The organism is Bacteroides acidifaciens (genome assembly GCF_024623065.1).
In the GTDB taxonomy this organism is placed as follows: domain Bacteria; phylum Bacteroidota; class Bacteroidia; order Bacteroidales; family Bacteroidaceae; genus Bacteroides; species Bacteroides acidifaciens.
Map to the genome: position 1 here is coordinate 45,454 of NZ_JANJZR010000009.1, position 18,987 is coordinate 64,440.

The window sequence follows — 18,987 nt, forward strand, 5'->3', positions numbered from 1 at the left end:
AAACTTTGATATTATGACTACCTATATAATAGAATCCCCAAACGGAGAAACGCACAAATTAGAAGTATTCCGCACCGCAACCGGATTTAGTGTTTGTGTTGATGGCTCAAATATATGTGAGAGTATAACGGAGGAAGATTTTTTGCAAGAGCTTGAAAACCCTACTTTCTAACATGGTGGGCGTAATTATTTGGCTAATAGTAGTTTTATTAATCTGCTTTAGCGTGTTTGGCGGTCTTTGGCTGCTTCCTATTTACTTGCTTTTCTGCCTTGCTTTAGGCTTTTACTTTGGTGTAAAATATCTAACTATTTAATGTTATGAATGAAAAAGAATTTAACGGCCTTATTTTGGCCGAACTGGTTAAAATAGCAAACGAAGTTTTTACAAATGAAATAGAAATAGCTCCCGGCACCTATACCGCCGCGGAGCTTGCAAAGCTGAAAGATGCCAACGGCAACGAGATAAATATAAAATATCTTTGCGTTGATGCCAAACTAAATATAACGGATTTTAGGGCTGTACAAATAAACAGCTTTAAGTGTTCCTTCCCAGTGGATCAGGTTTTTAATCTTGTTTGGCAATTTGAAAAGCTGATAGGCACCAAACAAGCCAATAAAACAAGGTTTACCAAAATAGAAGAGCGTGAAAATATTGTTTGCTCCTTTGATATGTGGATTACAAAGGAACATCTAAATATCACTAAATTAGTAACAAAAGATTCTCTAAGACCAGCATTTAATTATATTTATCTTGATCCTTACAAATCGGCTTTAGTTGCTTCTGACGGGCGTACATTAAAAGAATATCCCGTAATTATTGAAACATCCGGGCTTTTGCCTGACGGTCTGAAATTATTTATCAATCCCAAACATTTAAAAGAAATGGTTGGCCGGTGCTCTGTTTGTGTTTGCAGTCAGGAAGGCGGCAATATTACAGAAATAACCAACGATAAAAAACAAACCTTTATTTGTGATTTTGCCGGATATTTCCCTAATTACCGGCTTGTATATCCCAATCTTTCAAAAGACGGATTTATAAAGATTCAGAAAAGCGAATTAAAAGCGGTTGCCGGTTTTGTAAAAGAAATAGCCAAACGGAACAAAAAAAGCGGTTTCTCACTTCGTACTATTGCCGGAGAGAACAAAGTTTATTTATCTTATAATGACGCAGACAGTAACGGACACAAAGAACTTTGTGTAACATTGGAAAAAGCCGCTTTAATTGATATAAAGTTAGGTTTCTTTGCATCAAACGTTATCCCTTTGCTTTCCGGCTGGACTGGTGGCGTATGGCTGGTGGCACCTGATCGGGCGGCGGTCTTCGATGATAAGGCGGCACGTATAGGTGTGGTTATGCCTGCATTTATAAATGATTCTATTTGCCCGAACTTAAAATGTAATATAAAGGCTTTAGATCGCGCCAAAGCTCCGATCATCCCGGAAAAAGAACCGGTAAGAGAACCGGAAAAACATTTACCGGCCTTATATGTGGATGCACAAACGAAAACACCGGCGTTTGTCTTTGCTTTGGTAGCTCTGATAGATTTTATTTCCCGTTGGTTTTATCAGGATCAAATAAACAAAGCATTACAGAGGCTAACAATGTTAACCGAACTATCCGGCATTTCTTTGCCTGAACTATTAACCGAATCAGTAAGCGAAGAAACAAACGCAAATGTACCCGAACCAATAACAGAGGATGAACCAGTACGCGCATACACACCCGAACTATTGTATATTGATCGGCCTTTGGTTTTTCCGGTGCCTATCTTCATACATAAACATGAACGAACTATCAGCCGAATCGTTGTGCCCAAACTATTGAATCACCAATGTATAGCGTTACTGTTTGTTTCCATGATGTTACCCGAACTATTACGGCGATATGTTTGGGGAACAATCCGACCAAAGGCAAATGCAGATGAACTATTTTGGGGCGATTTCAGACGTTTTCACACCAAAGGTAATCATCGAATCAGAGACGGAACAAAAGAGGCAAACAAGCCTAAATTACAGCCATTTCAAACGAATTATTACATATATCAATGAATTATTATGGAAGAGAATAAACAAGCCAAAAGAAGTTATCGCCGAAACAAACCGGTTACGAAAAGTAAGGTCTATGCTATTAGACTGGATATTGATTTGGTTGATTTTGTCAGAGAGCAACCGAACATGAGTAAATTTATTAATGAACTGATCCGAAAGGAGAAGGAAAATACCCAAAAGTATGAATGAAAAATCAAAAGCTTTTGAACTGATAGAATTTGTTTGGAACAATGAAAAGACTGATTCTTATTTACGAGTCAACATAGCCATGTATGAAGCAGTAAAGTTGGCTATAATATCTCAAATGAAATTCAATAAAGAGGATTTTCAGAATATATTTTCAAAATTCAGCGGTGGTTACTGGTTTGGAGTCAACGCCAACGGTAAGGGCTATGGTGAAAATTTCTATCGGAAAGCTGTTACTTCGGGAAATATTTCAGCCTGCCAAAGCTATGAAGCATTCTGCAATATTAAACCCTTCATAGACTCCAAAGGCAGAAGGTTATGCAAAGGGGCAATGTACCGGGATAATGAGAAACGTTATAGGGTGACGGGATTTGATTTCAGCACTAAAAAAGTTTATTTAGTAGGTTATGCCATAAGTGATTGGGAAGAAAAAGGCAAAAAGACTCTTTTCAACTTTACCAACAACGAATGGAACGAATTTAGAAAACAAATAAAGCAATTTTAGCATAATTATGAATCAAAAAGCAAAAGATTATATCAGACGTAACACTTTGGATTTGGAAAGTGACAACCGGATGGATTCTACCGGCTATGTGCAATATGCCATATCAGAAGCAAAAGCCTATGCAGCAATAGCGATAGCCGAAGAAGGAATGAGACAAAAAGCCATTGAAGCATTCAAATTTGCTGTTGATGGTTACTTCATAATTGGTGGTACCGATTATTCAGCCGATAGATTAAATGAATTTATTAAAAAACTTGAATCTTAATTGGATATTTATATGAGAATGATAAAATTTAGAGCGAAAAGGGTTAACGGTGGTGAATGGGTAAAGAGTATGACCATTTCCTATGGAACCATCAAAAGAAAGATGTACAATGTATTCTTTGAAGTAGAACCCAACAAGTGGGTTGGTGTTATTCCCGAAACAGTCTGTCAGTTCAGCGAAATAACCGATAAGAACGGTAATAGCATCTTCGAACATGATCTAATACTGATTCATGAAAGTGAAAGCTCCTATCAATTTACAGTTGAGGTATTATTTCATAAAGGTATGTTTTGCTACAAGAACAAGGCATGTGGCTTTACTCCGTTGTGGTACGTCAGCGATAGATGTGAAGTGATAGGAAATGCTTTTGATAATCCTGAATTGATGAAAGAAGGAGTCCAACCATGAATATGCCATATAAAACCAGTCGTGACTATCAGCTTCTTAAAAAGCTACTGGATGAAGGAAAAGAGATCGTATGTTTTACAGACTTTCCGATAGATAATCGGATTTTCCGTGATGTTTGTAAAGCAAGAAAAATAGGAGAAGGCCGATATTCCGTTACTTGCCGTGGTTGTGAATATGCTTCATTTTGGGAAAATCACAATTACAAATGGACGTTTGAAGATGAAATGCGAATGGCTAATATAGAATTTATTGAACCAAATATTTAATTGATATGAAAGCTATTATAATATATTCAGGCAAAGGCGGCGTAGGCAAAACCACAACAACCGCAAATATAGCAAGATTACTTGCAAAACAAGGGAATAAGGTGTTTATCATTGATGCAGATATAAACACCCCGTCAATGAACACCGAATTTGAAGGCGATCATCCGCATGAAATGATTTGGGTACACTCTTCTGGAAATATGTTTTCCAAGTTTATTTACTTGGAAAAATCAATGGTAAGGCAATATCTTGAACTGGCTAAAAAGAAAATACACTCTATCAACCCGGATTATGTTCTTATTGACACGCCTCCAAGTGTTACAAACGTGCATATAGAACTTCTTAGTAGGGTAAAAGTAAGTTATGTGCTGTTTGTCACCCAACCCACGAAATTAAGCAACCAAGATGTATTGCGTACAATGGACTTCTTTCATGAAAGATGTGGGAAGGTTAATTGTGGTATTGTGGAGAATATGTGCTACGGTACAGAACATAATGAATACCCAATAAGACTTGTTGCACAAATACCCATGCAGGACAACATGAATACCGAAAACCTGCTAACCAATGCCCTATAATGAGTTTCAAAAGATAGTTGATGAAATCGTACAGAGTGATATTGTTGTTCTTGAAGAATATTCCACCGAAAACGGATATGATGAAAACTTTGATGTTACGGATATACACATTACCGGCTCACGAAAACATTACTTTACCCATGAACTTAAATATGATAATGGTGTAGAAAAAACTCTTACTCTACCTGCTATGAAATTTCTGTCTGTAAGAACATGGGATAAAGTAAGAGATTATATCCGATTCCATGATGATATGGGACATCTTTGGGACGAGAGAATGAGAAGATGTGATACAGAAAGGGTTGGCAGAGTAGTAAATCATTTCCAAAATGACGATAACGCCTATTTTATGGTTATAAATGCGCCAAACACGGAAGTTCATCTCATTACCGGAGAAATCGGAATCTGTTCTTTATTGACTGGGCAGAGAGGGCATTTTGAACTACCAAGAGTCAGTTATCAAACGAGTAAAGGAAACGTGGTGCTGTTCCCTGATGAAATTATGCCAGTAGATATAAACTTGCTACAACAAGAAATAAACGAAGGCTATATAATGTTAAGTGACGGGAGATATTTACCACCGAAAGAAACGGTACAACAATGTTACAACGCTTTCGGCATAAGGGTTGGCTTAGGTGATAATTGGGAAGATATTTATGATAGTTGGAATAAAGAAATGAAATAAAAATGAAAGATTTACGTACAGCATTTTTGGTAAAATACCCCAAATATGAAATTATACTCAACATGTATAGTAAGGCGAACGATTGCCCGGCAACATGGGAGAATCTTTCAAAAGTCCGATTGCAGGCTTTTGTTGATTATATGGAAGAACGGCTGGCACCAAACTCTGTTCGCCAATATGCCGCCAAATTAAAAGCTGTATTGAACTTGTATAATGAAGAGGTTGAGCTACCTAAAGACTATAATAAAATCCTTTCAGTAAAAAATGTGAGAAGCACTAATGTTTGGCTTACTGATGAAGAACTTGAACAAATTATCACCTATGTTCCCAAGAATGCCAACGAACAATTGGTACGCACACAATTTTTAATAGGAGCCTTTACCGGTTGCCGTCATAGCGACTATACACGGTTGAACAACCGTAATATAGTGGGTGGAATGATCTCTTATGTCAGCCTAAAAACTAAAACTCATGCCACAGTGCCATTGAAGCCAATCGTGAAAGAGCTACTAACAAATTTGCCAAAAGAAGAAGTTACTGATCCGACATTCAACAATAATATCCGTAATATTTGCCGGAAAGCCGGAATCACAGAGGCGGTTAAAGTATTCAAGGCCGGAAAGGAAGTGGAAGGTGAAAAATGGGAATTTGTTTCAAGCCACACGGCACGCCGGAGTTTTGCAACCAATTTGTATTTACGCGGTGCCGATTTATACTCAATAAGCCAAATGATGGGACATGCAAGCGTGGAAATGACTCAAAATTATCTTTGCTGTGGTCTCCGTGAACAATCGGCACAAGTTATGGAGTATTTTAAATGAAACAAGCCACGCTAAATATCGGTAGAACTATTTTAGCGTGGCTCTCTTATACTATGACAAAATCCGTTCCAGCATCTCAAAGTCTTTTTCCACTTCGGCATTCAGAACTTTAGCATATTGTTGTGTGGTGCGTACATTTGTATGACCGAGCATTTTACTCACATTTTCCATTTTAACCCCATTGTTCAGGCACATTGTCGCAAATGTGTGCCTGCTCATGTGAACGGTCAAATTTCTATCAAGCCCTGCATAATCAGCAACTATTTTAAGCCGCAAATTGTATTGTTGATTACTGATAATCGGAAGCACATAATCATATTTTTTCAATATTTCCATTGCAGGAGACAGTAATACGATAAAATAGTTTTCTTCTGTCTTTAAACGAATATCCAATATAACATACTTATTGCCGCGTTTTTGTACGTCACGTTTGAAATTGAATTTAGCAAGATCAGCATAGGATATTCCAGTATATGCCTGAAAAATAAAAAGGTCACGGACTCTACAGATCGTTTCCGAGTCTATTTGAGCATCTTTCACTTTCTTCAATTCTTCGGCAGTCAAATATTTCCTGATGGCATGTTTGCCACGGGAAAAACGCTCCCCCTTATACGGATCATTTTTTAGCAAATCAAACTTTATGGCCTCGTGGATATAACGTTTGTTACGTTTATGATAGTTATATATTGTCGGCTGTGAATAGCCCTTAGCATGTAACCAATCATCATACAATGTGATATTGGCTTTTGTGAGATCAGAAAAATATATTATTCTGTCAAATTCACGTAATGAGGTCGCAAATGTCCGATGGGAAGCTTTGGTACTTTCCGTTATATCTCCACGCTCTTCAATTCTTCTTTCTACAAAGTCAACAAAACTTTCCGATTTATTGGTATATCTCAAAAATCTATCCAGCTTATCAAAATCAAAAACTTCCTTTTTGCTGATAAGTTCATTAATCCAATTTTGGATAATCCGGAGTTGTTCATCAAGACACTGGTTCAATTGAATCATTTCAACCGAATTGATTATCTTCTTTCGATCATTCCATTGGTCGGAATAGACTTTAACGCCGGTTCCGATCCATTTTCTCTTACCTTCGCTCAAAACTTCAATTTGAACGAGTCCCTTGTGTGTCTTTGTCGCAACCTTTTTACGGTCAAAGACGAATCTCATTGTCGGATATTTCATATTCTTTTGAGTTTTGGTATCTACTGATTATCGCTACAATAAAAAAATGGTATCAAAGGCGGTATCATTATAGGTGAAAATATCGGTAAAAATCGGGAAATACTGGTAAGTTTCCGGTAAATATGCACCCAATTTTTATATGTTCTCCATCTACTCCCAACGCCTTAATTGCTTGATACACAACAAAAAAGGGAGTAACTAATGTTACTCCCTTTCGCGGTGCGTACGGGACTCGAACCCGTGACCCCATGCGTGACAGGCATGTATTCTAACCAACTGAACTAACGCACCAAAACATCCACTAAAGCATCTCTCTCGATTGCGGATGCAAAGGTAGATATTTTTTTGAAACCTGCAATAGCTTCAGTATCTTTTTTTCTGAAAAAGTGGATTTATTAAGAATTATCGTGTACATTTGCAGCTATTACATAAAATAGAAAATAGAATGAAAAATACACCAATTGAGCGACATCTGATTGATGAAACTATAAATGAGTTTCAAATTGTCGATTTTTCCAAGGCTACTATCAGGGAAGTGAAAGCTATTGCATCAAAGGCTGAAGTAGCATCGGGAGTGGAATTCATTAAAATGGAAATGGGTGTTCCGGGACTTCCGCCTTCTGCCGTAGGGGTAAAAGCGGAAGTTGAAGCATTACAGAAAGGCATTGCCAGTTTATACCCTGACATTAACGGATTGCCGGAGCTAAAGAAAGAAACTTCTAATTTTATCAAAGCATTCATAAATGTGGATTTGAGCCCGGAAGGATGCGTACCTGTGACAGGTTCCATGCAGGGTACATTCGCTTCATTCCTCACTTGCAGCCAATGCGATGAAAAGAAAGATACGATTTTATTCATCGATCCCGGATTCCCTGTACAGAAACAGCAGTTGGTAGTGATGGGACAAAAATATGAGACGTTTGATGTATATGACTATCGGGGCGAGAAATTGAGAGAGAAACTGGAAAGTTATCTGAAGAAAGGAAATATATCGGCAATTATCTATTCAAACCCGAATAATCCCAGTTGGATTTGCCTGAAAGATGAAGAATTAAGAATCATCGGTGAGTTGGCTACGCAATATGATGTAATCGTTTTGGAAGATTTGGCTTATTTCGCAATGGATTTCCGTCAGAACTTGAGTAAGCCATATCAGGCACCGTTCCAGCCATCGGTTGCTCATTATACAGATAATTATGTATTACTGATTTCAGGCTCTAAAGCATTCAGCTACGCCGGACAGCGCATTGGCGTAAGCTGTATCTCAGATAAACTATACCATCGAAGCTATTCGGGACTGACCAAACGATATGGTGGCGGTACCTTTGGAACTGTTTTCATCCATCGCGTACTTTATGCGCTTTCTTCGGGAACAAGCCATTCGGCGCAATTTGCCATGGCTGCGATGCTGAAAGCTGCTAATGAAGGACAATATAACTTTCTTGACGAGGTGAAAATATATGGTGAAAGAGCAAAGAAGTTAAAAGATATCTTCCTTCGCCATGGATTCCATTTGGTATATGATAATGACTTGGGTGATCCGATTGCAGACGGATTCTATTTTACAATCGGGTATCCGGGAATGACCAGTGGTGAATTGGCCAAGGAACTCATGTACTATGGCGTAAGTGCAATATCATTGGTTACGACGGGAAGCCATCAGGAAGGCTTACGGGCGTGTACATCCTTTATTAAAGACCATCAATATGCGCAGCTTGACGAGAGGATGAAGCTATTTGCGGAAAATCATCCGATAGTCTAAGCAATAGATAGGAGATATTCATAAAAGCTACTCTTAAAATGAAAAAAAAACGGAAAGAACGATTGTTATTCCGTTTTTTTTATTACTTTAGTGGCATGAATATAGACCTGAACATATTTAAAATTCAATCGAATAATGTACTTCCGTCAAGAGGAAAGATTTTAATATCCGAACCTTTTTTACGTGATGTGACGTTTGGCAGATCTGTAATATTACTGGTTGACCATACGGAGGAAGGAAGTATGGGATTGGTCATCAACAAGCCACTGCCACTACTTCTCAACGAGATCATCATGGAATTTAAATATCTCAATGAAATTCCTCTATATAAAGGTGGGCCTGTTGCTACCGATACCTTATTTTATCTTCATACATTAACTGATATCCCCGGTTCTATTTCTATCAGCAAAGGTCTTTATCTGAATGGGGATTTTGACGAAATAAAGAAATACATATTGCAGGGGAATGAGATAAATGGGCACATTCGTTTCTTCCTGGGATATTCCGGCTGGGAAAGCGAGCAGTTGCACAATGAAATTAAAGAAAACACATGGCTGGTCTCTGAAGAAGAAAAATCCTATCTAATGAAAGATAACACCAAGGATATGTGGCGGAAAGCTTTGGAGAAGTTAGGCAGCAAGTACGAAACGTGGTCGCGTTTCCCACAAGTGCCTACCTTCAACTAGATGATTTATCACTTTAATTTCTTGGGGTTCAAATACTGAAGGAGTGCCGCATCTTTGTAGCAACCGCCTACTTGCAGCCAATTCTTTAATAGTCCGCATTGGGTGAAGCCGCAAGATGTAAACAATCTCATGCAGTTCTCGTTATCTACTGCCACGTGTGCGTATAGCTGGCTTAAAGAAAGAAAATCAAAGGCATATTCGCAAAGCAATTTCAATGCATCACTAGCATAGCCTTGTTGCCGATAGTCTTTATGAACAGCAATTCCTACTTCGCCACGAGAATGGAGAGGAACAAAATCCGTAATATCAATCGTACCAAGTATACAATGTTCGGATTTGCTCATAATCATCAGACGCAACTGTTTATCCGCAAAGACATCACACTGCGACCCTTCGATATACTGCCGTAACACATAGCGGGAATAAGGAACCGTAAAATTACTGATATCCCACATAGAAGGGTCATTCTCCATTTCGTACATGACATCCATATCTTCCGGCTCCACTGCACGAAGATAGATGCGGTCGTTCATTAAAAAAGATTGTCTCATTCGTCTTCGTCTTTTGAAATATGAAGTTCGTTACGCAGTTTTTTCTCACTGGGCAGACAGAACAAAGAAGCTGTCAGTCCGATCAACATACAAAGATTGCCTGTGCTGCTCAATGTCAAATAATAGCATAAAAGATTGACAATGATAGCTATTTCGAGTATTCCCAACCGGACGATACTCATTTGTACATAACGTTTCAGCGCAAGCGTGATAGTCATATTGTCTATTTTCTTCTTGAGCACAAGGCTGAATAGTTTCAGAGAAAGAGGTATACACAAAGCTGTCAGTAAGATACCGATAGTTTCAAAATAATAAGTAGCCTGTATGTTTCCTTCAATACTTCCTACAGGAATGAGTTCAAACTCCCCTGCCCCAAGCAGGAATGCCGGGAGCACCCAAAAGAAAACATAACTGATGTTCAAATTCCTGACAGCACGCTTTATCTGTTCTTCCATGTTCGTCCTAAATTCTAAAGATGACAATTTATATAGTTCCGGTAAAAACTGTCCGGTTCACAATGCTACGTCCTAAAGTGACTTCATCGGCATATTCCAATTCGTCTCCAACGGATACACCGCGTGCAATCACACTGAGCTTGACACCCAGCTTATCCAATTTGCGGTAGATATAGAAGTTCGTGGTGTCTCCTTCCATCGTGGTACTCAAAGCCAGGATAACTTCTTTAATTCCGCCTTCGGACACACGTTGCACCAAGCTCTCTATTTGCAGGTCGCTCGGCCCTACCCCGTCCATCGGAGAAATGACACCACCCAGGACATGATACAATCCTCTGTATTGTTGAGTCGCTTCCACTGCCATCACGTCGCGGATATTCTCCACCACACAAATAATGGATGCATCCCGTTGCGGATTTGCGCAAATCTGGCAGGTTTCGGTATCGGATATATTATGGCAGACTTTGCAATATTTCACCTCACGCTTCAAAGTTATAATGGAACTTCCGAACGCTTCCACTGTAGCCGTATCCTGACGGAGCAGATGCAGGACAAGTCTCATGGCCGTCTTACGCCCGATACCCGGAAGTTTGGAAAATTCGCCGACTGCCTTTTCAAGCAGCACGGAAGGATATTGTTGGTTCATAGATAATAATTACTATTCTATCAATATTTTGGCGCAAAGATACGGATTATTGTTTTAATACCTACAAAAAATACTACCTTTGCAGCCGTTATGATGATACTTATCACTATCATATGTTACTTTGCGGTATTATTATTAATAGCCCGTATCACCGGACGCAAAGGCGGTTCAAATGCTGCGTTCTTCAAGGGAGAGAACAAATCGCCCTGGTATGTAGTCTCTTTCGGCATGATAGGCGCCTCTATATCCGGGGTTACTTTCGTTTCTGTTCCGGGCATGATACGCGGAATGGACATGACCTATATGCAAACGGCATTCGGATTCTTCTTCGGATATATGGTGGTGGCGCATATACTTCTTCCTTTGTATTATAAACTCAACCTGACAAGCATATACGGCTATCTCGGCACGCGCATCGGAGTACGCGCCTATCGCACAGGCTCCTTTTTCTTTCTGTTGTCGCGCATGCTGGGAACGGCTGCAAAGCTCTATCTGGTCTGCCTGATTCTTCACACCCATGTATGCCGGGAGATGCATGTCCCTTTCTGGACGATTGCTGTCGGTTCAGTGGCATTGGTATGGATATACACACATAAAAGCGGAATAAAAACGATTGTATGGACAGATACCTTGCAGACTTTCTGCCTGATTGCAGCGCTGGTTTTCATCATTTACTTCACTATTCAAAAATTGGATTTGAATTTCAGCGGTATTGTCCAGACCATCCGCAACAGCGAATGTAACCGAATCTTCGTCCTCGACGACTGGATATCCCGACAGAATTTCTTCAAGCAATTCTTTAGCGGTATTTTCATTGTGATTGTAATGACGGGGCTTGACCAGGACATGATGCAAAAGAACCTTTCCTGCCGCAACCTGCGCGAAGCGCAAAAGAATATGTATTGCTACGGATTCTCATTTATTCCGTTAAACTTTCTTTTCCTGTGTTTGGGAATCCTGTTGATAACACTAGCCGGACAAATGCAACTGGAACTACCTGCCATGAATGATGACATCTTGCCAATGTTCGCGACACAAGGTTATTTGGGGCAGTCCGTCCTGATACTCTTTACAATTGGAATCATCGCAGCCGCTTTCAGCAACTCAGACTCTGCCCTAACCGCCATGACAACCAGCGTTTGTGTCGACTTGCTGGATACAGAAAAGGATACCGAAGAAGTGGCACGCCGCAAAAGAAATAAAGTGCATTTATCACTTTCAGTCCTACTAGCTTTCTTCATTTGCCTGGTAGAAATCTTAAATAATAAGAGTGTAATTGATGCTATCTACATCATCGCTTCCTATACATATGGGCCTCTACTTGGCATGTTCGCTTTCGGGCTGTTTACTCGAAGACAGACTAACGACCGACTTGTACCTTTTATAACTATCGCCTCTCCACTACTTTGCTATGCCTTGGACTGGTGGATAGCCAAAGAAACCGGATATAAATTCGGTTACGAATTGCTAATGTTAAATGGAACGCTTACCTTTGCAGGGTTAATATTGATGTCTGGGAAAAAGAAAACACCGAAAGTGCCATGAAAACAAATGCCCAGCGTTTATAATATAATGAAGAAATAAATGACAAGAAAATGGAAATAACAAGTGCAGAATTTGTGATTAGTAATACGGACGTGAAAAAATGTCCGGCAGGTATTTTCCCGGAATATGCCTTTATAGGTCGTTCCAATGTGGGAAAGTCCAGCCTTATCAATATGCTGACCAGCCGTAAAGGACTGGCCATGACTTCCGCCACTCCAGGAAAAACAATGCTTATCAACCACTTTCTGATTAATAAGAACTGGTATCTTGTCGACCTTCCGGGATATGGCTATGCCCGACGAGGACAGAAGGGAAAAGACCAGATACGTACCATAATCGAAGATTATATTTTGGAACGGGAACAGATGACAAATCTCTTTATCTTGATAGACAGCCGTTTGGAGCCCCAGAAAATAGACTTGGAGTTTATAGAATGGTTGGGCGAGAACGGTATTCCTTTCGCCATCATCTTTACCAAGGCCGACAAACTCAAAGGTGGACGCCTGAAGATGAACATCAACTCATATCTGCGCGAGTTAGGCAAACAATGGGAAGAGCTTCCCCCTCACTTTATATCTTCTTCGGAAGACCGTACCGGACGTACAGAAATACTTGACTACATAGAAAACATAAACAAGAATCTCTAATTTAATGAAAAAGGGAATGAAAAAGTTTTTTTTATCACTTGCCTTTATGGCAACATTTATGCTCATGGCTACTGACAGCCAGGCACAATCATGGTCGGACTTATTTAATAAGGACAACATCTCAAAAGTAGTGAACGCCATTACCGGAAATACCAAGTCTATCGACATGACAGGAACATGGAATTATCAAGGTTCAGCTGTCGAGTTCGAATCGGACAACCTGCTGATGAAAGCAGGCGGAGCTGCCGCAGCCACCATGGCGGAAAGTAAGCTGAACGAACAGTTGAGCAAAATAGGCATCAGAGACGGACAGATGAGCTTCACTTTTAATGCCGACAGCACTTTCACCAGCACGGTTGGGAAAAAGAAACTGAGCGGCACGTACTCTTACAATGCTTCGACCAAACAAGTAAACTTGAAATACCTGAAGTTGCTGAACCTGCACGCAAAAGTAAATTGTACTTCAAATTCGCTGGAATTACTGTTCAACTCGGACAAATTGTTGAAACTTATGTCTTTCATCGGTAGTAAGAGCAACAGTACGGCACTGAAAACAGTGAGTTCACTGGCCGATAATTATGACGGAATGATGCTGGGATTCCAGCTTACCAAATAGCAAAAGTGAACCGTTTAATACTATTTCGCACTCCATAGGCTATATTTTAGGGGAAAAAGCATTATCTTTGGCACTTGTAATCAAAAAGAGAAGGAAAAATGAAAAAGATACTTTTTTTAATGACCTTATTAGTTATGGGTATAAGTTTTGCATTTGCACAGACAAATGCAGACATCAAGTTTGACAAAACAACTCACGATTTCGGCAAGTTCTCAGAAAAAAGCCCGGTGGTTAGTTGTACGTTTACTTTCACTAATATTGGTGATGCTCCTTTGGTCATCCATCAGGCAGTAGCTTCTTGCGGATGCACCGTACCCGAATATACAAAAGAACCTATCATGCCGGGCAAAAAAGGCACGATTAAGGTGACTTACAACGGAACAGGTAAATATCCGGGACACTTCAAAAAGTCGATTACCCTGCGTACCAATGCCAAGACAGAGATGGTAAGGTTATATATTGAGGGCGATATGGCAGCAAAAGACGCCAAATAAGAAAAAATAGGCATTACATAAAGGAGAATCTTTCGGTTCTCCTTTTTTTTTGTTTACTTTGAGGACGGAAATGTAAATTGACATATTAGCAAATTATAAAACTATGAAACAAGAAGAAGACAAATTCACCGGGTTGCCCGAGAATGCGTTCAGAGAGTTGAAACCAGGGGAAGTCTACAACCCATTGATGAGTTCCTCGAAAAATTATCCGGAAGTTAATTTCTGGTCAGTAGCCTGGGGTATCGCCATGGCAATCCTTTTCTCGGCTGCCGCTGCCTATCTGGGCTTGAAAGTGGGGCAAGTATTTGAAGCTGCTATTCCGATTGCGATTATCGCGGTAGGAGTTTCAGGGGCAGCAAAAAGAAAGAATGCATTGGGAGAAAACGTTATTATCCAGTCTATTGGAGCTTGTTCGGGAGTAATTGTAGCCGGAGCTATCTTTACGTTGCCCGCTCTTTATATTCTTCAAGCCAAATATCCTGAAATGACAGTTACCTTTATGCAAGTATTCATCAGTTCTTTGCTGGGTGGCGTATTGGGCATTCTGTTCCTGATTCCTTTCCGGAAATATTTCGTCAGCGACATGCACGGCAAATATCCTTTCCCGGAAGCAACTGCTACCACACAGGTGTTAATCTCCGGTGAGAAAGGCGGCAGCCAAGCCAAGCCGTTGTTGATGGCAGGTATGATTGGTGGTTTGTATGACTTCATTGTAGCTACGTTCGGATGGTGGAACGAGAACTTCACGACCCGTGTATGCAGTACCGGAGAGATGCTGGCAGAAAAAGCCAAACTAGTATTTAAAGTGAATACGGGTGCTGCCGTACTGGGTCTGGGATATATTGTAGGATTGAAATATGCTTCCATCATTTGTGCCGGTTCATTGGCGGTATGGTGGATTATCATTCCGGGAATGTCCGCTATCTGGGGAGACAGCGTGCTAAACGCATGGAATCCAGAGATTACGGCTACCGTAGGGATGATGAGTCCGGAGGATATTTTCAAATATTATGCGAAGAGTATTGGTATTGGCGGTATCGCCATGGCGGGAGTGATTGGTATTATCCGCTCCTGGGGAATTATCAAAAGTGCCGTCGGACTGGCAGCCAAGGAAATGGGCGGTAAGGGTAATGTTGAAAAGACTATTATACGTACACAACGCGATCTTTCGATGAAGATTATCGCAATAGGCTCTATCATCACACTGATATTAATTGTACTGTTCTTCTACTTTGACGTAATGCAGGGTAATTTATTGCATACATTGGTGGCTATTATTTTAGTTGCCGGCATTTCTTTCCTGTTCACCACGGTAGCTGCCAACGCTATTGCAATCGTGGGTACTAATCCTGTGTCGGGAATGACGTTGATGACGCTGATCTTAGCTTCCGTAGTGATGGTGGCTGTCGGTCTGAAAGGTCCTTCGGGTATGGTTGCCGCATTGGTTATGGGTGGCGTGGTATGTACAGCGCTTTCAATGGCGGGCGGTTTCATTACCGACTTAAAGATTGGTTACTGGTTGGGAAACACTCCTGCCAAACAAGAAACATGGAAGTTTCTGGGAACAATCGTATCGGCTGCAACCGTAGGCGGTGTGATGATTATCCTGAACAAAACATACGGATTTACAAGCGGTGCACTGGCTGCTCCGCAAGCCAATGCGATGGCAGCCGTTATCGAACCGCTGATGAGTGGCGTAGGCGCACCTTGGTTGTTATATGGTATCGGCGCTGTGTTAGCTATTATTCTGACTCTTTGTAAAATTCCTGCATTAGCTTTTGCATTGGGTATGTTTATTCCTTTGGAACTGAATGTACCGTTGGTAGTGGGCGGAGCTGTAAACTGGTTTGTTACAACCCGCAGCAAGGACGCCACATTGAATACGGAAAGAGGAGAAAAAGGAACGCTGCTGGCTTCCGGTTTTATTGCCGGTGGTGCATTGATGGGAGTTATCAGTGCCGCTATGCGTTTCGGAGGAGTCAATCTTGTGAATGAAGCATGGCTGAACAATACCTGGTCGGAAGTGTTAGCATTAGGAGCATATGCCCTGTTGATTCTTTACTTTATCAAAGCTTCAATGAAAGTTAAATAAATAGTATGGGGAGATTTTTATCCGTCATAGTATCGTTTGTCAGTGTAATGACTTTTGCACAGGAACAGTCTGCGGAGCCTGCTCCGCAGGACTCTGCAGAGTTCACGGCACCCACAGCGATGTTACAAATCGGAAAGTCTTATTTGGGAACAAAATATGTAGCCAATACCTTAGACCGGGACGGAGAAGAGAAACTGGTCGTCCGAACGGATGCGGTAGATTGCCTTACTTTCGTAGAATATACGTTGGCGCAGGCTCTCAGTCCATCTTTTGCAGAGAATCTGCAAAAGATACGGTATCGGGACGGTATTATTGACGGTTACCCTTCGCGATTGCATTATACGTCCGACTGGATTGATAACGGTGTCCGGCACGGTTTCCTTACAGATGTCACCGCTGAGAATAGCACGCCTACAATGAAATTATCCCTTTCATATATGTCCACTCATCCCAAACAATACAAGAAATTGTCTGATTCGCCGGAAAATGTGTTACGGATGATTGAACATGAGAAAGTCTTATCAGGAAAAGCAATACATTGGCTACCGAAAAGCCAATTGCCGGAAAACGGATTGCCGTGGATTATGGACGGAGACATTATCGCTATCACAACGAAGTTGCCTGGATTGGACATTGCTCATGTAGGAATAGCAGAATATAAAAATGGAAAGTTGCATCTGCTGCACGCTTCTTCCACACTAGGGAAGGTGGTTGTCAGTGATACGCCTCTCAGCCATATGCTCGACAATAATAAATCGTGGACAGGCATACGTGTTATCCGGATGTCACACATTAAAAACAACTGATTATGAGACGAGTTAAATATCTCCTTCTCGCCTCGTGCTTATTTCCTGTCTTAAGCGGGAGCACAAGGAGCGGAATCAACTTCTGGCCCATAGCGTAGATTTCTCATACGCATTGGCGGATAAGAATAGCTTTATGCACCGCACTTGGCAGTTGGGAGTCGGAATAGCTTTCTAAGCTCCTCTTCGAGGCGTTGCTTCACTTCGTCCATGGGTACATCGTGCTTCAACTCCTGACGAAGAGAAGTGACGCCTTTATCTATAAATCCACAAGGATGAATATAGCTGAAATATCGTAAATCCGTATTTACATTCAAAGCCAATCCGTGCATAGTGACGTAATGGCTGCTCCTCACTCCTATCGCACAAATCTTACGGGCACGAGGAGTATCGCCTTCCAGCCAGACACCCGTTGCTTTCTCCAATCTTCCAGCTTCAATGCCATAAGATGCGCACACATGTATCACTGCTTCTTCCAACAGATGAACATATTCTTTCAGCCCAAGCCCGAACTCTTCCAAATTCAATATAGGATAGCATACTAACTGTCCGGGGCCGTGATAAGTGATGTCTCCCCCTCTGTCGATATGATAAAGAGTCGCATCAATCGCTTTCAACTGTTGGTCACTCAGCAACATATTATTTTCTTTCCCACTACGTCCCAAAGTATAGACGTGAGAATGCTCGCACATAATAATACGGTTCTCATAGGCTTCGCCCTGAGCTTTTGCTCGGACAACGCTGTCAAACCATTCCGTCTGCCGTTGCCATGCCTCGGCATACGGTATCAAATTCCAATCGACAAAAACTGTTTTCATAGAAACAAAGATAAGAAATAAAAAGAAAATATGTACATTTGTCGGCCGAATATAACAAACACAACTATGAAAATGGACTTTCCACAGGTAGACTTGCCTACCGAAATATTAGCATGGACGAATGTCACAGAAGATATTCTGAATATTTATAAGCAATCTTGCCGGTTGCAAGCATGTATTGTTGCCATATGTACCGAAGGCTCAATGAAAGCATCCATCAACTTGCTCGATTATGAAATCCGTCCCAATGACTTGATAACACTATTGCCGGGCACCATCATTCAGTTCCGCGAAAAAACAGAAAAAGTATGTCTCTGCTTCGCTGGTTTTTCCGCTCATTGTGCCGGACGAATCAATCTGATGAAAAGTATCGGAAATGCTTATCCTAAACTAATCGAACAACCAATTGTACCGCTTACCGAAGAAGTGACCGGTTATCTGAAAGATTATTTCGCTCTGCTAGCACGTGCCAGTTGCAACGAAAACTTCGAGATGGATCCTGAGTTGGTAGAATTGGCACTTCAGACTATACTGACAAGCATACGGCTGATATACCATAACTATCCAGGAGAAAACAGCAGTTCAAACCGTAAAAAGGAAATATGCCGGGAACTGATTCAATCTATCACCGAAAATTATAAGAACGAACGTCGGGCACAGTTTTACGCAGACCAATTGGGGATATCCCTCCAACATCTGAGTACTACCGTAAGACAAGTGACCGGAAAAAGCGTACTGGATACGATTGCCTATATCGTCATCATGGATGCTAAAGCCAAACTGAAGGGTACGAATATGACTATCCAAGAAATAGCTTATTCACTAAACTTTCCAAGTGCTTCTTTCTTCGGCAAATATTTCAGACGATATGTAGGAATGACACCGTTGGAATTCAGAAATAGATAGTATTTTTGTGAT

General features: G+C 40.8%; 23 protein-coding genes, 1 tRNA gene and 1 pseudogene. 19 read left to right on the top strand and 6 right to left on the bottom strand.

From position 1 onward, the window contains the following. The first annotated feature begins 318 nt into the window (after positions 1–318). From NSB03_RS04280 to NSB03_RS04320, 9 genes are read left to right on the top strand one after another with little or no spacing between them, the layout of a single operon-like run. Positions 319–2,049: a hypothetical protein gene (locus NSB03_RS04280; RefSeq protein WP_024987988.1), complete on the top strand. Its 1,731-nt coding sequence runs from the start codon at positions 319–321 to the stop codon at positions 2,047–2,049. Positions 2,050–2,055: 6 nt separating this feature from the next. Continuing rightward, positions 2,056–2,238 (top strand): hypothetical protein, encoded by a 183-nt coding sequence (locus tag NSB03_RS04285; protein WP_007846556.1) that lies wholly within the window; start codon positions 2,056–2,058, stop codon positions 2,236–2,238. After that, a complete protein-coding gene (locus NSB03_RS04290; RefSeq protein ID WP_007846555.1) occupies positions 2,231–2,740 on the top strand; it encodes a hypothetical protein in 510 nt (169 codons plus the stop codon). The genes NSB03_RS04285 and NSB03_RS04290 overlap by 8 nt, the downstream gene beginning before the upstream one ends. A 7-nt stretch (positions 2,741–2,747) precedes the next feature. Then, entirely contained in the window at positions 2,748–3,005 is a 258-nt protein-coding gene (locus NSB03_RS04295; RefSeq protein WP_007846554.1) for a hypothetical protein, read from the top strand. Positions 3,006–3,023: 18 nt separating this feature from the next. Next, on the top strand, positions 3,024–3,413 hold the full coding sequence (locus tag NSB03_RS04300; RefSeq protein ID WP_224241706.1) for a YopX family protein: 390 nt from the start codon (positions 3,024–3,026) through the stop codon (positions 3,411–3,413). Then, the gene (locus NSB03_RS04305) at positions 3,410–3,679 is read left to right on the top strand and encodes a hypothetical protein (protein ID WP_007846552.1); all 270 of its coding nucleotides are present in this window, start codon (positions 3,410–3,412) and stop codon (positions 3,677–3,679) included. The genes NSB03_RS04300 and NSB03_RS04305 overlap by 4 nt, the downstream gene beginning before the upstream one ends. A 5-nt stretch (positions 3,680–3,684) precedes the next feature. Continuing rightward, positions 3,685–4,257, top strand: a complete 573-nt coding sequence (locus tag NSB03_RS04310) for a P-loop NTPase (protein ID WP_224205399.1) — start codon at positions 3,685–3,687, stop codon at positions 4,255–4,257. Beyond that, positions 4,247–4,942, top strand: coding sequence for a hypothetical protein (locus NSB03_RS04315; RefSeq protein ID WP_224205400.1), 696 nt, complete (start codon positions 4,247–4,249; stop codon positions 4,940–4,942). Before NSB03_RS04310 ends, NSB03_RS04315 begins: the two co-directional genes overlap by 11 nt. A 2-nt stretch (positions 4,943–4,944) precedes the next feature. Beyond that, on the top strand, positions 4,945–5,763 hold the full coding sequence (locus tag NSB03_RS04320; RefSeq protein WP_032581918.1) for a site-specific integrase: 819 nt from the start codon (positions 4,945–4,947) through the stop codon (positions 5,761–5,763). Positions 5,764–5,814: 51 nt separating this feature from the next. On the opposite strand, the gene NSB03_RS04325 is transcribed toward NSB03_RS04320, so the two are convergent. Next, the gene (locus NSB03_RS04325) at positions 5,815–6,954 is read right to left on the bottom strand and encodes a site-specific integrase (RefSeq protein WP_007846549.1); all 1,140 of its coding nucleotides are present in this window, start codon (positions 6,952–6,954) and stop codon (positions 5,815–5,817) included. A 217-nt stretch (positions 6,955–7,171) separates the two neighbouring features. Next, positions 7,172–7,245, bottom strand: a tRNA-Asp gene (locus tag NSB03_RS04330). 154 nt (positions 7,246–7,399) lie between these two features. Here NSB03_RS04330 and NSB03_RS04335 point away from each other — a divergent pair. Both NSB03_RS04335 and NSB03_RS04340 read left to right on the top strand, forming a co-directional pair. Beyond that, entirely contained in the window at positions 7,400–8,716 is a 1,317-nt protein-coding gene (locus NSB03_RS04335) for an aminotransferase class I/II-fold pyridoxal phosphate-dependent enzyme (protein WP_121767197.1), read from the top strand. A gap of 95 nt (positions 8,717–8,811) precedes the next feature. After that, entirely contained in the window at positions 8,812–9,402 is a 591-nt protein-coding gene (locus NSB03_RS04340; protein ID WP_024987987.1) for a YqgE/AlgH family protein, read from the top strand. Between the two features lie 8 nt (positions 9,403–9,410). Here NSB03_RS04340 and NSB03_RS04345 read toward each other — a convergent pair whose 3' ends face one another. Genes NSB03_RS04345 through recR form a run of 3 tightly spaced genes read right to left on the bottom strand, consistent with a single transcriptional unit; the run spans position 9,411 to position 11,054 of the window. Continuing rightward, positions 9,411–9,953, bottom strand: a complete 543-nt coding sequence (locus NSB03_RS04345; protein ID WP_024987986.1) for a GNAT family N-acetyltransferase — start codon at positions 9,951–9,953, stop codon at positions 9,411–9,413. Then, positions 9,950–10,408, bottom strand: coding sequence for a hypothetical protein (locus tag NSB03_RS04350; RefSeq protein ID WP_024987985.1), 459 nt, complete (start codon positions 10,406–10,408; stop codon positions 9,950–9,952). Before NSB03_RS04350 ends, NSB03_RS04345 begins: the two co-directional genes overlap by 4 nt. A 28-nt stretch (positions 10,409–10,436) precedes the next feature. Next, complete coding sequence (gene recR / locus NSB03_RS04355) at positions 10,437–11,054, bottom strand: recombination mediator RecR (RefSeq protein ID WP_121767198.1); 618 nt, start codon at positions 11,052–11,054, stop codon at positions 10,437–10,439. Between the two features lie 90 nt (positions 11,055–11,144). Between recR and NSB03_RS04360 the strand changes: the two genes are divergently transcribed. The 7 genes and pseudogenes from NSB03_RS04360 to NSB03_RS20965 form a co-directional block, all read left to right on the top strand. Continuing rightward, the gene (locus NSB03_RS04360) at positions 11,145–12,599 is read left to right on the top strand and encodes a sodium:solute symporter (protein ID WP_024987984.1); all 1,455 of its coding nucleotides are present in this window, start codon (positions 11,145–11,147) and stop codon (positions 12,597–12,599) included. Between the two features lie 50 nt (positions 12,600–12,649). After that, positions 12,650–13,246 carry a ribosome biogenesis GTP-binding protein YihA/YsxC gene (gene yihA / locus NSB03_RS04365; protein ID WP_128824414.1) on the top strand — a complete coding sequence of 199 codons (597 nt, stop codon included), beginning with the start codon at positions 12,650–12,652 and terminating at the stop codon, positions 13,244–13,246. Positions 13,247–13,262: 16 nt separating this feature from the next. Next, positions 13,263–13,862: a DUF4923 family protein gene (locus tag NSB03_RS04370; protein WP_024987983.1), complete on the top strand. Its 600-nt coding sequence runs from the start codon at positions 13,263–13,265 to the stop codon at positions 13,860–13,862. A gap of 98 nt (positions 13,863–13,960) precedes the next feature. Next, complete coding sequence (locus NSB03_RS04375) at positions 13,961–14,356, top strand: DUF1573 domain-containing protein (RefSeq protein WP_024987982.1); 396 nt, start codon at positions 13,961–13,963, stop codon at positions 14,354–14,356. Between the two features lie 103 nt (positions 14,357–14,459). After that, the gene (locus tag NSB03_RS04380) at positions 14,460–16,448 is read left to right on the top strand and encodes an OPT family oligopeptide transporter (protein ID WP_257466239.1); all 1,989 of its coding nucleotides are present in this window, start codon (positions 14,460–14,462) and stop codon (positions 16,446–16,448) included. Between the two features lie 47 nt (positions 16,449–16,495). Further along, complete coding sequence (locus NSB03_RS04385) at positions 16,496–17,254, top strand: DUF1460 domain-containing protein (protein WP_024987981.1); 759 nt, start codon at positions 16,496–16,498, stop codon at positions 17,252–17,254. Positions 17,255–17,310: 56 nt separating this feature from the next. Beyond that, positions 17,311–17,429 (top strand): annotated as a pseudogene (locus NSB03_RS20965) (PorV/PorQ family protein); the annotation flags it as partial. On the opposite strand, the gene lipB reads toward NSB03_RS20965, so the two are convergent. Further along, the gene (lipB, locus tag NSB03_RS04390; RefSeq protein WP_024987980.1) at positions 17,386–18,069 is read right to left on the bottom strand and encodes a lipoyl(octanoyl) transferase LipB; all 684 of its coding nucleotides are present in this window, start codon (positions 18,067–18,069) and stop codon (positions 17,386–17,388) included. The pseudogene NSB03_RS20965 and the gene lipB overlap by 44 nt on opposite strands. A 66-nt stretch (positions 18,070–18,135) precedes the next feature. Between lipB and NSB03_RS04395 the strand changes: the two genes are divergently transcribed. Next, entirely contained in the window at positions 18,136–18,975 is an 840-nt protein-coding gene (locus NSB03_RS04395) for an AraC family transcriptional regulator (protein WP_024987979.1), read from the top strand. Positions 18,976–18,987: the final 12 nt, after the last annotated feature.

What these genes read in the sequence shown, in the direction of transcription:
- NSB03_RS04280 (WP_024987988.1), top strand. Translation starts at nt 319, where the DNA reads ATGAATGAAAAAGAATTTAACGGCCTTATTTTGGCCGAACTGGTTAAA.
- NSB03_RS04285 (WP_007846556.1), top strand. Translation starts at nt 2,056, where the DNA reads ATGGAAGAGAATAAACAAGCCAAAAGAAGTTATCGCCGAAACAAACCG.
- NSB03_RS04290 (WP_007846555.1), top strand. Translation starts at nt 2,231, where the DNA reads ATGAATGAAAAATCAAAAGCTTTTGAACTGATAGAATTTGTTTGGAAC.
- NSB03_RS04295 (WP_007846554.1), top strand. Translation starts at nt 2,748, where the DNA reads ATGAATCAAAAAGCAAAAGATTATATCAGACGTAACACTTTGGATTTG.
- NSB03_RS04300 (WP_224241706.1), top strand. Translation starts at nt 3,024, where the DNA reads ATGATAAAATTTAGAGCGAAAAGGGTTAACGGTGGTGAATGGGTAAAG.
- NSB03_RS04305 (WP_007846552.1), top strand. Translation starts at nt 3,410, where the DNA reads ATGAATATGCCATATAAAACCAGTCGTGACTATCAGCTTCTTAAAAAG.
- NSB03_RS04310 (WP_224205399.1), top strand. Translation starts at nt 3,685, where the DNA reads ATGAAAGCTATTATAATATATTCAGGCAAAGGCGGCGTAGGCAAAACC.
- NSB03_RS04315 (WP_224205400.1), top strand. Translation starts at nt 4,247, where the DNA reads ATGCCCTATAATGAGTTTCAAAAGATAGTTGATGAAATCGTACAGAGT.
- NSB03_RS04320 (WP_032581918.1), top strand. Translation starts at nt 4,945, where the DNA reads ATGAAAGATTTACGTACAGCATTTTTGGTAAAATACCCCAAATATGAA.
- NSB03_RS04325 (WP_007846549.1), bottom strand. Translation starts at nt 6,954, where the DNA reads ATGAAATATCCGACAATGAGATTCGTCTTTGACCGTAAAAAGGTTGCG.
- NSB03_RS04335 (WP_121767197.1), top strand. Translation starts at nt 7,400, where the DNA reads ATGAAAAATACACCAATTGAGCGACATCTGATTGATGAAACTATAAAT.
- NSB03_RS04340 (WP_024987987.1), top strand. Translation starts at nt 8,812, where the DNA reads ATGAATATAGACCTGAACATATTTAAAATTCAATCGAATAATGTACTT.
- NSB03_RS04345 (WP_024987986.1), bottom strand. Translation starts at nt 9,953, where the DNA reads ATGAGACAATCTTTTTTAATGAACGACCGCATCTATCTTCGTGCAGTG.
- NSB03_RS04350 (WP_024987985.1), bottom strand. Translation starts at nt 10,408, where the DNA reads ATGGAAGAACAGATAAAGCGTGCTGTCAGGAATTTGAACATCAGTTAT.
- recR (WP_121767198.1), bottom strand. Translation starts at nt 11,054, where the DNA reads ATGAACCAACAATATCCTTCCGTGCTGCTTGAAAAGGCAGTCGGCGAA.
- NSB03_RS04360 (WP_024987984.1), top strand. Translation starts at nt 11,145, where the DNA reads ATGATGATACTTATCACTATCATATGTTACTTTGCGGTATTATTATTA.
- yihA (WP_128824414.1), top strand. Translation starts at nt 12,650, where the DNA reads ATGGAAATAACAAGTGCAGAATTTGTGATTAGTAATACGGACGTGAAA.
- NSB03_RS04370 (WP_024987983.1), top strand. Translation starts at nt 13,263, where the DNA reads ATGAAAAAGTTTTTTTTATCACTTGCCTTTATGGCAACATTTATGCTC.
- NSB03_RS04375 (WP_024987982.1), top strand. Translation starts at nt 13,961, where the DNA reads ATGAAAAAGATACTTTTTTTAATGACCTTATTAGTTATGGGTATAAGT.
- NSB03_RS04380 (WP_257466239.1), top strand. Translation starts at nt 14,460, where the DNA reads ATGAAACAAGAAGAAGACAAATTCACCGGGTTGCCCGAGAATGCGTTC.
- NSB03_RS04385 (WP_024987981.1), top strand. Translation starts at nt 16,496, where the DNA reads ATGACTTTTGCACAGGAACAGTCTGCGGAGCCTGCTCCGCAGGACTCT.
- lipB (WP_024987980.1), bottom strand. Translation starts at nt 18,069, where the DNA reads ATGAAAACAGTTTTTGTCGATTGGAATTTGATACCGTATGCCGAGGCA.
- NSB03_RS04395 (WP_024987979.1), top strand. Translation starts at nt 18,136, where the DNA reads ATGAAAATGGACTTTCCACAGGTAGACTTGCCTACCGAAATATTAGCA.